The 10,956-nt window shown below is 70.8% G+C and carries 10 protein-coding genes and 2 pseudogenes; 6 read left to right on the top strand and 6 right to left on the bottom strand.

Translation table 11 applies throughout. The annotated features are described in order from the left end of the window. From AC1DXK_RS28155 to AC1DXK_RS28140, 4 genes and pseudogenes are all read right to left on the bottom strand, one after another. Positions 1-284: pseudogene (locus AC1DXK_RS28155) on the bottom strand (family 2A encapsulin nanocompartment cargo protein cysteine desulfurase); the annotation flags it as partial. Beyond that, on the bottom strand, positions 271-1,674 hold the full coding sequence (locus tag AC1DXK_RS28150) for a family 2B encapsulin nanocompartment shell protein (protein WP_457106767.1): 1,404 nt from the start codon (positions 1,672-1,674) through the stop codon (positions 271-273). The pseudogene AC1DXK_RS28155 and the gene AC1DXK_RS28150, both read right to left, overlap by 14 nt. A gap of 431 nt (positions 1,675-2,105) precedes the next feature. Further along, positions 2,106-2,978: a serine O-acetyltransferase gene (gene cysE, locus AC1DXK_RS28145; protein WP_457106768.1), complete on the bottom strand. Its 873-nt coding sequence runs from the start codon at positions 2,976-2,978 to the stop codon at positions 2,106-2,108. 13 nt (positions 2,979-2,991) lie between these two features. Next, entirely contained in the window at positions 2,992-3,198 is a 207-nt protein-coding gene (locus AC1DXK_RS28140; protein WP_477299533.1) for a hypothetical protein, read from the bottom strand. Between the two features lie 505 nt (positions 3,199-3,703). Between AC1DXK_RS28140 and AC1DXK_RS28135 the strand changes: the two genes are divergently transcribed. The 4 genes from AC1DXK_RS28135 (at position 3,704) to AC1DXK_RS28120 (ending at position 6,564) form a co-directional block, all read left to right on the top strand. After that, positions 3,704-3,982, top strand: coding sequence for a hypothetical protein (locus AC1DXK_RS28135; RefSeq protein ID WP_457106770.1), 279 nt, complete (start codon positions 3,704-3,706; stop codon positions 3,980-3,982). A 55-nt stretch (positions 3,983-4,037) separates the two neighbouring features. Beyond that, positions 4,038-5,255, top strand: a complete 1,218-nt coding sequence (locus tag AC1DXK_RS28130; RefSeq protein ID WP_477299532.1) for a COG3904 family protein — start codon at positions 4,038-4,040, stop codon at positions 5,253-5,255. 100 nt (positions 5,256-5,355) lie between these two features. Continuing rightward, positions 5,356-5,577 (top strand): hypothetical protein, encoded by a 222-nt coding sequence (locus AC1DXK_RS28125; protein WP_457106772.1) that lies wholly within the window; start codon positions 5,356-5,358, stop codon positions 5,575-5,577. Between the two features lie 246 nt (positions 5,578-5,823). Further along, on the top strand, positions 5,824-6,564 hold the full coding sequence (locus AC1DXK_RS28120; RefSeq protein WP_457106773.1) for a Crp/Fnr family transcriptional regulator: 741 nt from the start codon (positions 5,824-5,826) through the stop codon (positions 6,562-6,564). A gap of 622 nt (positions 6,565-7,186) precedes the next feature. On the opposite strand, the gene AC1DXK_RS28115 is transcribed toward AC1DXK_RS28120, so the two are convergent. Further along, positions 7,187-7,966, bottom strand: a complete 780-nt coding sequence (locus AC1DXK_RS28115) for a Crp/Fnr family transcriptional regulator (RefSeq protein ID WP_457106774.1) — start codon at positions 7,964-7,966, stop codon at positions 7,187-7,189. Between the two features lie 363 nt (positions 7,967-8,329). Further along, positions 8,330-8,548, bottom strand: coding sequence for a DUF6894 family protein (locus AC1DXK_RS28110; protein ID WP_457106775.1), 219 nt, complete (start codon positions 8,546-8,548; stop codon positions 8,330-8,332). Positions 8,549-8,873: 325 nt separating this feature from the next. Here AC1DXK_RS28110 and urtA point away from each other — a divergent pair, with 325 nt between their 5' ends. Together urtA and AC1DXK_RS28100 are read left to right on the top strand one after the other, a co-directional pair. Next, positions 8,874-10,169, top strand: a complete 1,296-nt coding sequence (gene urtA, locus AC1DXK_RS28105) for an urea ABC transporter substrate-binding protein (protein WP_477299531.1) — start codon at positions 8,874-8,876, stop codon at positions 10,167-10,169. A 283-nt stretch (positions 10,170-10,452) separates the two neighbouring features. After that, positions 10,453-10,956 (top strand): annotated as a pseudogene (locus AC1DXK_RS28100) (urea ABC transporter permease subunit UrtB); the annotation flags it as partial.

The raw sequence follows: 10,956 nt of genomic DNA, 5'->3' as shown, positions 1-10,956 counted from the left end.
GGCTGCAGGCCGGCGGGCTGGCCGCTGGTCGGCGCCGAGGGGATGCCCGCCGGGACGCTGGGCAACGGGGCGCCGCCCGGACCCCGGGGCAGGCCCTCGAGGGCCTGCGGGACCTGGGGGCCTGCGGGGATGGCCGGGGCGAAAGGCTGGCTCGCGGCCTGCCCCTGGCCGTAGATCTCCCGGGCAAGGCGCCCGACGAGATCCGCGTGCGCCACATCGCCGTGAACCAAGTCGCCCGGGCTCGCCCCGGGCAGCCCGAGGGCGGGTGCCTCAGGCGTAGTCATGGTAGTTGCCCAGCAGCACGTTATCGAGGCGGGCGATCGCGTCCTCGACCAGCACGGCGGCCGAGAAGTAGCGGGTCACGAGGTGCGAGGCGATCGAGTGGTCGTTGGTGCTCATGTACCGCACCGACAGGCCGGGCTCGATCTCGCCGGTCACGCCGGACTTCTGCAGGCCGACCACGCCCTGCTCGCCCTCGCCGACCCGCAGCAGCAGGATCGAGGTGGTCTCTGCGCCGGTCACCGGGTCGATGTCGATCGGCAGCTTGTCGCTCGGCACCAGCGGCACGCCGCGCCACGTGATGAACGGCGCGCCGAACAGGTGGACGACGACCGGCGGCACGCCGCGCCGGGTCGCCTCCCGGCCGAAGGCCGCGATGGCGCGGGGATGGGCCACGAAGAAGGCCGGCTTCTTCCAGACCAGGGTCAGCAGCTCGTCGAGGTCGTCCGGGGTGGGCGGGCCGCCGCGGGTGGGGATGCGCTGGCGCGGGCCGACCTCGTGGAGCAGGCCGAACTGCGAATTGTTCAGCAACTCCCACTCCTCTCGCTCCTTCACGGCATCGACCGTGAGGCGGATCTGCTCGCGGAGCTGGTCGATCTCGTTGGAGTAGAGGTCGGTCACCCGGGTGTGGGTGTTGAGGATCGTCTGAATAGTCGAGAGGTGGTACTCGCGCGGATCGACCTCGTAATCCACGAAGGTCGTCGGCAGGCGCGGCTCGCCGGTATGGACCGCCAGCAGCTCGATGCCCTGCTCGCCGTACGAGTTGGTGTGGCCCTTGAGGCGGTCGCGCTCCTCGCGATGCTGGACGATCTTGGCGCGGATCTCCTCGCTCTCCACCGCGGCGGCGTCGAGGGTCAGGAGGGTCACCGCCGACAGGGCCTTCACGGCCGGGGCGGGGGCGCTCCCGCCGGCGAGACCGGCATCGCCGAAATAGTCGCCCTTCGTGGCCAGGCCCTGGCGCAGGCGGCCCTTGTAGGGACCCGACAGGGTCAGCTCGACGGTGCCGTCGGCCACCACCGTGAGGCTGCGGCCCGCGGAGCCCTCCTCGTGGATCACCGCGCCGGCCTTGTGCCGGCTCTCGGTGAACTTGGCCGCCAGCGCCGCGAGTTCGGCATCGCCGAGCCGGCTGAACAGCGGCACGGCGCGGAGGGAGGCGGGACGGATCACCCGGCCCTCGCCGTCCCCCTTGTCCTCGGCGGCGAGGTCGATCCGGCCGGGGCGTGCCAGCACGACGGCGCGGCGGTTGACCCGGTAGACCCCGCCCGCCACGTCGACGAAGGGCAGGAGCCGGAGCAGCCAGCGCGGCGTGTTGGCCGCGTTCTGGACCGAGGTGACGGTCGCCGTCGCAAGATTGCGTGCCGCCTTGGCGCTCACGCTCAGACCCGGTCCGCTCATCGTTCGTCCTCACTCCATCCAAGGTTGCAGGCGCGCCGCACCGATCCGCGCGGCGACGGTTCGCCCCGCCGCGCGCGGGACAAACGCAGGGTGGTCCGATCAAGACTTGACGACGACCACGGCCCGATATGCCGCGCCGATCCCAAGTCAAATTCTGTATTGTCTCGCGATCAGACGGAGATCGCACACAGGTCATCCGGACGGATCACATCCGCGCTCCGTCAGAGACTGGATAAAGTCTGATTCGGCCAAGGGTCAACGAAACAATCTACCCATTTCCGGCTCATTCTTGGAAACGAGTCCCGTGGCATGCACAACGCATGGGACATCGTCATTACCAGACCGGCAGATCAGAGAATTTTATTTTCCGCGATCGGCGGAAGCGGCGGCGTCCGGGCGACTTTGTTGCCAGGAATAATTTTCCGCGCGGCTCAGATCCCATCCCCGTAGCCGAAGGACTGGTCCATGCTGAGCGCCGGTTCCTCGTCCACGGGCAGGCGCGAGACGACCCGGGCGGGCACGCCCGCCACGGTGGTGTGCGGCGGCACGTCCTGCAGCACCACCGCGGCGGCCGCGACCTTGGCGCCGGCGCCGACCCGGATGTTGCCCAGAACCTTGGCACCGACGCTGAGCAGCACCCCGCGCTCAATCTTGGGATGCCGGTCGCCGCTCTCCTTACCGTTGCCGCCGAGCGTCACCGACTGGAGGATCGAGACGTCGTCGGCGATCACCGCGGTCTCGCCGATCACCACGCCGGTGGCGTGGTCGATGAACACCCCGGAGCCGATCCGGGCCGCCGGATGGATGTCGCAGCCGAACACCTCGGAGATCCGGCTCTGGACGTGCAGCGCCAGGGTCGCGCGGCCCTGGTGCCAGAGCCAGTGGCCGACCCGGTAGGCTTCGAGGGCCGCCAGCCCCTTGTAGAACAGGAAGGGGTCGAGGTAGCGGCGGCAGGTCGGGTCGCGCTCGCGGATGGCCACGAGGTCGCGCACCGCATGGACGCCGGCCTGCGGGTCCGCCTCGAAGGCCGAGAGGCACAGGTCCCGCATCGACAGCCGGGCGAGGTCTCCGTCCCCGAGCCGGTGGGCGAGGCGGTAGGCGAAGGCCTGCGCGAGGGAGCGCTGATCGAGGATCGTCGCCTGGATGATGCCCGCGTAGAGCGGCTCCTCGATCAGGGCCGCCGCCGCCTCGGCGCGCAGGGCCGCCCAGACCTCGGCCTCCGCCGTGCCGCGGCTCGTGATGCGCAGGGGCGGCTGGACCACGGCCATCGTGGCATCCGCGGCGGGGACGGCAGAGTGATGCATCGGTCGCCGCCGATCACGCGGCGGGGCGGAACAGGTCGGGCAGGTAGCGCTCCAGGGTGTCGTGCCCCTGGAACTTCACGTCGACGGTGGCCGGCGCATCGCCCGCGCGATCGATGCCCACCACCCGCCCACGGGCATGCCGCCAGATCCCCAGGATCTCGGCGAGGTCGAGCCGCGCGAACACGACCTCGTCACCCTGCATCATCGTCGCTGAGGCCATGGTGTCGGTCCCCCTTCGATCGGCCGGTCGCGGCGGCCCGATCCGGAGCCGGCGCCGCTGGCGAGAAATCTTTTCCGGATGCCCCGGCCCGGCGGAGAAGGTTTCGACCGCGCCCGGTCGAAAGCGGAGCATCATTTTCGCTAAGTATTTGTTACAAAACGATATTTACGCATCGTTCCGCGTTTGGCAAGCCCTGCACCCGGTCGACGGGCGCGCGGCCAGACGCGGCCGCGACGCCGAATCCTTCCCCCGGAGCCGTGCTTCTGCTCCGGGACGCGCAGTCGGCGAACGACCTGCGCTGCAAGTCCTCGTCAATTTGGCAGCACATTCTCAGGCTCGGCCCCTAGATTGAAGGGGTCGACGCGCAGTCGATGCAGGGCCGGATGGAGATTTGCCGTGACCGCCGACACCCGATTGACCGCCCGGATGACTGCGCCGTGTCTGCCGTGTTGCCGCATCCGACAGAAGGAGAGCGTACGACATCAGACACGAAAGGCGACGACCGATGCTGACCTATGACACGACCCCGAACACCCGTCCTGACCTGAGTACCGAGCCGGCCCTGGCCCTCGGCCGGACCCTGTCCGGGAGCGTCCGCTCCCATCCCACGCACGAACGCGCCGCCCTCGCGAGCGCCCTCGACGACGGCCTGATGCCCGACGAGGTGGCCCGAATCCTCGGCGGCCGGCGGGTGACCGAGGCCTTCCCGATCCGATGGGGCGAGAGCCCTGAGGCCTACGCGTCGCGGACCGTGTCCGAGATGTTCGTCGCCTACCTCCAGTAGGCGCGCCGCGGCCGGCCGCGCCGCCCTCTCCGATCATCGACGACGGAAACCTGCCATGCCGATCTTTCCCCGCGGGTGGAGGCGCCGGACGGGGACGGCTGCCTGCGCCCTCGCCCTGGCGCTCGGGGCCGCCGGCCCGTCCGCCGCCGCACGGCTGCCGAAGGGCCATGGCCGGATCCCGGCGGCGGACGGCCCGGACGTCCCGGCCCGGCTCACGGTCGGGCCTGGCGGCGGGGACCTGCGCCTCGCGGGGGACCTCACCGAGGGCGTGGCCGCGCGGGTCGCCGACCTCCTCGCCGCGCATCCGCAGATCACGCGCATCCACCTCACCAGCGACGGCGGGCTGGTGGAGGAGGGCGCGGCGATCGGGGCGCTCGTGGTGGCGCGGGGACTGGCCACCTACGTCCCCGATGCCTGCGCGTCGGCCTGCACGCTGATCTTCGTCCACGGCCGGACGCGCTATCTCGCGACCGGCGGCCGGCTCGGCTTCCACGCCCCCTACGAGATCGGCGCCCACGGCCGGATGCGCCCGGTTGATTCCGCGCCGGAGCGGGCGGCCTACCGGGCCGCGGGCCTTCCGGCGGCCTTCGTGGCGCAGGCTCTGGCGGTGCCTCCGGCCGGGATCTGGATCCCGGATGCGCGGGATCTGCGCGCGGCCGGCATCGTCACCGAGACCGTCGGTCCGGACCGTTTCCCGGATTCCACCCTGGACGCGGACCCGAGCGAGGCCGGAGCCCGCGCCGTGCTCCTGCAGACCCTGCCGATCCTGCGGCAGGCCGAGGCGGCGGCGCTCGATCCCATCGTCCGGTGGTACCGGGACGGCTACGCCTCCGGCCGGCCGGAGGCGGAGACCGCCGCGGGCCTGAGGCGGATGGCCGACACCTACCTGCGGCGGCGCTTCCGGGCCGCCGACGATGCGAGCGTCCAAGCCCTGGGGCGCATGATGCTGACGATGCTGCACGATGCCGGCGGGCGGGACGCGACCGCCTGCGGCATCCTCGCGGCCGGGGACCTCGTGGCGCTGGATGCGCGGCTGCGGGCCGAACGGCCCGCGTCGCACGGACTCGCACCGCTCCTCGCCGGGGCGCAAGCGGGGCAGCGGGACGGGGCGGACGCCCCCGCCTCGGCCGCCGCCCGGTCGACGGATTGCGCCGCCCGGATCGCCGGCGCCCGGCAGGCCCTCGATCTGCCGCTCCCGGCCTCGGCCGCGGCGCTGCGGACATTGTTTCTCGCGGAACCGCAGCAGATCCTTGCGAACGGGTCACGGCCTTAGCACCCCATCCCCCCCCTCGACACGCCGTGCCGGCTCCTATCTGGGGCTCATGCGGCAGCGGCCCGGCAGGATGCCGGCCGGGCAGGGCAGGGGTCGACGGATGCCGAATTATCGCCTGCGTGGAGCGGTTCGGGGTGAGGACGGCGAGATCGGCGCGCCCCGCGTCGACGAGGTACTCACGGCCACCGATGCGAAGGAGGCGGTGCGCCTCGCCAACAGCCGCTCCCTCTCGATCGAGGACGAGGCGGTGAACGCCCTGTGGCTGGTCGACGGGAACGGCGTCCTGCTCTGGTCCCTGCGCCGGGCCGACCGGGACGCCTGACGCCGGCCGCGACGTCCGTCGGTCAGGCCGGCGCGGGCGCACGGCACCGCGGAGATCCGGAGGCCCAGACGCCGCCCCGGGGCCGCAGGGATGAGGGCGCCCCCAGACCGCGCCGGCCTGGCGGGATCCCTGCGCTCGGATCAGGGCCGGGCGAAGCCTTGCGCCCGAAGAAACTAATCCATATAAGTATTCATGATGTGCGATGAAATGTAGGCTGACCTTCCACGCCGTCGTGGAGAAGCTGCCATGCCAAACCCGCTCGCGCACAAGCTAAATTGCTACGTCCGGCTGACGGAAGACGACCGGATATGCTTGGCGCACGGCATCGGCCTGGGCCGCATGGTCGCCGCGCGCACCGACATCATTCACGAAGGCGACGATCCGCGCGCCGTGAACGTGATCCTCGACGGCTGGGCCTGCCGCTACCGGCAGTTCGCCAACGGGCGCCGCCAGATCGTCTCGCTCCTGCTGCCGGGCGACCCGTGCGATCCGCACGTCTTTCTCCTCGACGAGATGGATCATGCGATCGGTGCGATCACGCCGGTCCTCCTCGGCCTGATCTCCGGCGCCGCGATGCAGGGCCTGGTCGCCGGCAACCGGCGGCTCGACCTGGCCTTCCATCGCGAGTCCCTGGCCACCGCGGCGATCCAGCGCGAATGGACGGTCAGCCTCGGCAGCCGCACCGGGATCGAGCGCCTCGCCCACCTATTCTGTGAGGTGCACGCACGGCTGGCGGCGATCGGGCTCACGGACGCCAACACCTGTGCGATGCCGCTGACGCAGAACGATCTCGGCGACGCGATGGGGCAGACCAGCGTACACATCAATCGGACCCTCCAGGAGCTCCGCGGCATGGGGCTGATCACGCTGCGCAGCCGGCGCCTGACGATCCACGATCCGGCGGCGCTCGCCCGACTCGCGCATTTCGACGCCGCCTACCTGCACCTGACGGCGGAGACCGGCCGCGCCGTCGCGCGGATTGCCTGACCATCCCCCTCGGCCCCCGCCCATTGCACCCCACCCTTCGGGCGATAGAGCCTGGGCGAACGACAGCCGGAGTGGCCCGGCGCGGCGGCGTGCAGCGATCCGGCGGAACGCCTCGCAGCCCTGGAAACCGACGATGCCGCCGGCTCCACGCGCCGGGCCTGCCCGAGACAGCCTGCGCCACGGGACGCGCGACACGAGGGCGGCCTGCCCCCCGATCACGGACGAGCCGTCAGGTCCATCGCGCGCGGACGCACGGGCGAGGCGCGACGGTCCGCGGGTGCGTCTCCGGCCCAGGGGCATCCCGGTCCCGGCACCAGGGCCGTTCCCGATCAAGTCGCAACGGTCTGGAACACGGGCGTCGCCGGTCGAGACAGCCGGCACATGCCCCCTCTCCCATGCGGGAGAGGGGCCCCGCGCCTCGTTCGGCGGGCTCGGCGATCGACCCCGTCCCGACCCGATCGGGAACGGCTCTGGCCTTGCCCGTGCTAGCCTTGCCGGTCCTGGCCAGCAACGTGGCGGAGCACGGGACCCTGGCGATTCCGCAGGGCCCGATCCCCACCAGGCGACGGGTGGCGGCGGGCCTGGAGGCCGAGCCCGGGGACGGCAGCCCGGGCGGGCGGGCTTACGATCCCGACGCCCCGCGCACCTGCCCGGTCATCTGGGGGAGGGCGCCGAGCGTCTCCATGGCCGGGTTAGGGCCGGGCAGAAGCAGGTAGTCGGGCGTAAACCCGGAAAAGTCCTGCAGGCGCCCGAGATTCGGCACGCGCACGCTCTTGCGCGCGCTCTCGATCAGCCCGGCCCTGCGCAGATCCGAGAGGACCCGCGACAGGTGGACGTTCGAGAGGCCCGCCGTGTCGGCGAGGTCCGACTGCGCCAGCGGGAGGCGGTAGCCGGGCTCCATGCCGAGGCCGACGGCGTTCAGGCGGGCGAGGAGCTCGCAGATGATGTGGGCGACCTGCTTGTCGGCGGACCGGCGGCCGACCCCGACCAGCCACTCCTGGAGGACCGCCTCGTCGACCAGGACAGACCACCACAGGGCGCGGTAGATGTTGGGTCGGACGGCGGCGAGTTCCTTGATCGTCCGGTAGGGTATGGAGGCGACGGAGCAGGGCGTCAGCGTCGCCACGGAGTGGATCGCCCGGTCGAGCAGGGAGGCGTGCAGGTCGCAGCCGTCGCCCGGAACGAGATAGGCCAGGATCGAGCGCCCCCCGTCGGGCAGGAGCTTGTAGCGGCAGGCGAATCCGTCCAGGATCACGTAGGCGGCCTCAGGCCGCTCGCCCTCTGAGACCAGGTCGCGACCCGCCTCGACCCGGACTACATCTCGGGTCGCAGCGTCCAGCGCGGCCGCATCGGCATCGTCCAAGTATGCGCGCAGCGCCAGCTTGCGAAGGAAGGGGTTCAACGGATCTCCCGGACGTATCGCCCCGGATGCGGAGCCGCGTCAGCGTAAACGCGCATCAGCGTATCTTTACTCCCCGAGGTCACCAAATCACCGCACGGCCACGCATTCCGTCGGGCCGGCCCGCGAAAACATGCGCCGCCGGCGCGCGTCAACGCCCGAATGAGGGGTTCGGCGGAACCGGGCAACCGCTACGATCCCCTGAATCCAAAGCGCGAACGGCCGCAAACGGTGATGAGCGACGCGAAGGAGGCGATGCCCGTGCCTGCAGCCGCAATCCAGGCTCCTCGGGATACCCCCGACACGGCTCCTCTCCGTGCGCATATCAGGCGGATGCTCCGCAGGATCGCCCGCGCGGCCGGCGCGTCAGGCGAGTTGAAGCGTGCGCAGGACGGTGCCGCTCCCGTCATGGATCTCCATGCGCCAGCCTGACGCGGCGTCCGGCAGTTCGCCGCTGCGCCGGAACTCGGCGATCAGCGTCAGCGCCTCGGCCTGCGCGTGGGCGATCGATTCCGCCACGACCCCGGTCTCGTCCTCGATCGTCTCGTCGTCGCTGCTCAGGCGGAAATAGTAGCGCTCTGCCATGCAACACCCTGCCGCTCGGGGACCTTCCCCGCGGAGGGACGCCGCCCGTCCGGGCGGCGGCGCCCTCTCACCCCGCCGCTCCCGCCGCGGGCTGACGTAAGTGGCACCGAACCGGGCACGATCAACGTGGTGGCGCATTTCCGGCCCGGATGCCGTCCGGTTGGCCGCTCCGCCGCGGGAGACTGCCGGCATGGCGGGCGAAACGCCGCCCTTCTGTGCGCTGGCCCGATCACGGAATAGCCGCCCGGCCGTGCCTGCCTAAATAATTGGCACATGTCTTGCAACGCCCCGGTCCGTCTCGAGGGAGACGACGCAGGGGATCGCCATGAAGGCATTTGGAACTTGGGCCTCGGCCGCCGCGCTGGCCGCGGGACTCGCGATGAGCGCCGCGGGGGCGGGCGCCGCCCGGGCGCAGGAGACCATCAAGGTCGGCATCCTGCACTCGCTGTCGGGCACGATGGCGATCTCGGAGACCACCCTCAAGGACGCGATGCTGATGCTGATCGCCGAGCAGAACGCCAAGGGTGGCGTCCTCGGCAAGAAGCTGGAGCCGGTGGTGGTCGACCCGGCCTCGAACTGGCCGCTCTTCGCCGAGAAGGCCCGGGAACTCATCAGCAAGGACAAGGTTGCGGCCGTATTCGGCTGCTGGACCAGCGTGTCGCGCAAGTCGGTGCTGCCGGTGTTCAAGGAACTCGACAACATCCTGTTCTACCCCGTCCAGTACGAGGGCGAGGAGAGCGAGCGCAACGTGTTCTACACCGGCGCCGCCCCGAACCAGCAGGCGATCCCGGCGGTGGACTACCTGATGTCCGAGGATGGCGGCGGCGCCAAGCGCTGGGTCCTGGAGGGTACCGACTACGTCTATCCGCGCACCACCAACAAGATCCTCGAAGCCTACCTGAAGGCGAAGGGCGTCAAGGACGRGGATATTTTGATCAACTACACGCCGTTCGGCTTCTCGGACTGGCAGACCGAGGTGTCGAAGATCAAGGCGTTCGGCTCGGCCGGGAAGAAGACCGCCGTGGTCTCGACCATCAACGGCGACGCCAACGTGCCGTTCTACAAGGAACTCGGCAACCAGGGCATCAAGGCCACCGACATCCCGGTGGTCGCCTTCTCGGTGGGCGAGGAGGAACTCGCCGGCATCGACGCCAAGCCGCTGGTCGGTCACCTCGCCGCCTGGAACTACTTCGAGTCGATCAAGACACCGGAGAACGAAGCGTTCATCAAGAAGTGGCAGGCGTTCAAGAAGAACCCCAAGGCCGTGACCAACGACCCGATGGAAGCCCACTATATCGGCTTCAACATGTGGGTGAAGGCGGTGGAGAAGGCCGGCACCACCGCCCCCGACAAGGTGATCGACGCCCTGCCGGGTATCGAGCAGAAGAACCTCACCGGCGGCACCGCCACGATGCTGCCGAATCACCACATCACCAAGCCGGTCTTCATCGGCGAGATCGAGGCGAACGGCCAGTTCGACGTGGTGTGGAAGACCGAGGGACTGATCCCCGGCGAGGCGTGGTCGAAGCAGCTCGAGGGTTCGAAGGACCTCGAGGCCGACTGGGTCAAGCTCAAGTGCGGCAACTACAACACCAAGACCAAGACCTGCGGCGGCGCCTGAGTGCTGATCGCGCCGCAGCAATGCGTTGCCGGACCTACAGTCCGGTTCGGCAACGCCGAATCGAGGTTGGGCGCAGGTCCCCTCTCCCGTGCGGGAGAGGGACAGGGTGAGGGACCAAGTCCTTCCGGATAGGGCGCATCCCTCACCTCAACCCTCTCCCGCACGGGAGAGGGGGACCGCCGCKCCTCGGGAACCAATCCATGCAGACCACGGCCGGACGTCACGGGTCCCAGGTGCGTCTACGTCGCCGCCGTCCCGCTTCCCAGGCCCACCGAAAGTCTCGATGCTCCGTCTCCTCACCCTCCTCCTCCTGCTGCTGGCAGCCCCCGCGCAGGCCCAGGCGCCCGATCCCTATGGCCAGCTCGCCGGCGACGGCTATGCCGAGATCGAGGCCGGCGTCTCCGGCCTTGCGGCGAGCGGCGACCCGCGCGCCGACGCGATCCTCGCGGCCCTGTCGGACGGCCGGCTGCTCGTGCGCCCCGGCGACAAGGCCCTGCTCATCCGGCAGGGCGGCACGGTGGTCGACGCCCGGACCGGCGCCCCGGCCGCCGACAGCCCCGACCTCAAGGCCGTACGCGCCAACAACCGGGTCCGCCGGGCGATCGAGGCTGCCCGCGGTCAGCTCGACCTCGCGAGCCCCGATCCGGCCAGGCGCCGCGCCGCCGCCGACGCGGTGTTCAAGGCCCGGGACGCAGCGGCGCTGCCGGCCCTCGACGCGGCGCTGGCCCGCGAGCCCAATCCGGGCGTCCGCCAGGCCCTGACAGAGGCCCGGGCCGCCGTGCTGCTC

Source organism: Methylobacterium sp. P3_A11 (genome assembly GCF_056403155.1).
The sequence above is the reverse complement of the archived record's forward strand: the minus strand, read 5'-3'. Positions and strand labels throughout refer to the sequence as shown.

Coding starts and splice junctions, on each gene's coding strand:
- AC1DXK_RS28150 (WP_457106767.1), bottom strand. CDS start 1,674: ATGAGCGGACCGGGTCTGAGCGTGAGCGCCAAGGCGGCACGCAATCTT.
- cysE (WP_457106768.1), bottom strand. CDS start 2,978: ATGCATCACTCTGCCGTCCCCGCCGCGGATGCCACGATGGCCGTGGTC.
- AC1DXK_RS28140 (WP_477299533.1), bottom strand. CDS start 3,198: ATGGCCTCAGCGACGATGATGCAGGGTGACGAGGTCGTGTTCGCGCGG.
- AC1DXK_RS28135 (WP_457106770.1), top strand. CDS start 3,704: ATGCTGACCTATGACACGACCCCGAACACCCGTCCTGACCTGAGTACC.
- AC1DXK_RS28130 (WP_477299532.1), top strand. CDS start 4,038: ATGCCGATCTTTCCCCGCGGGTGGAGGCGCCGGACGGGGACGGCTGCC.
- AC1DXK_RS28125 (WP_457106772.1), top strand. CDS start 5,356: ATGCCGAATTATCGCCTGCGTGGAGCGGTTCGGGGTGAGGACGGCGAG.
- AC1DXK_RS28120 (WP_457106773.1), top strand. CDS start 5,824: ATGCCAAACCCGCTCGCGCACAAGCTAAATTGCTACGTCCGGCTGACG.
- AC1DXK_RS28110 (WP_457106775.1), bottom strand. CDS start 8,548: ATGGCAGAGCGCTACTATTTCCGCCTGAGCAGCGACGACGAGACGATC.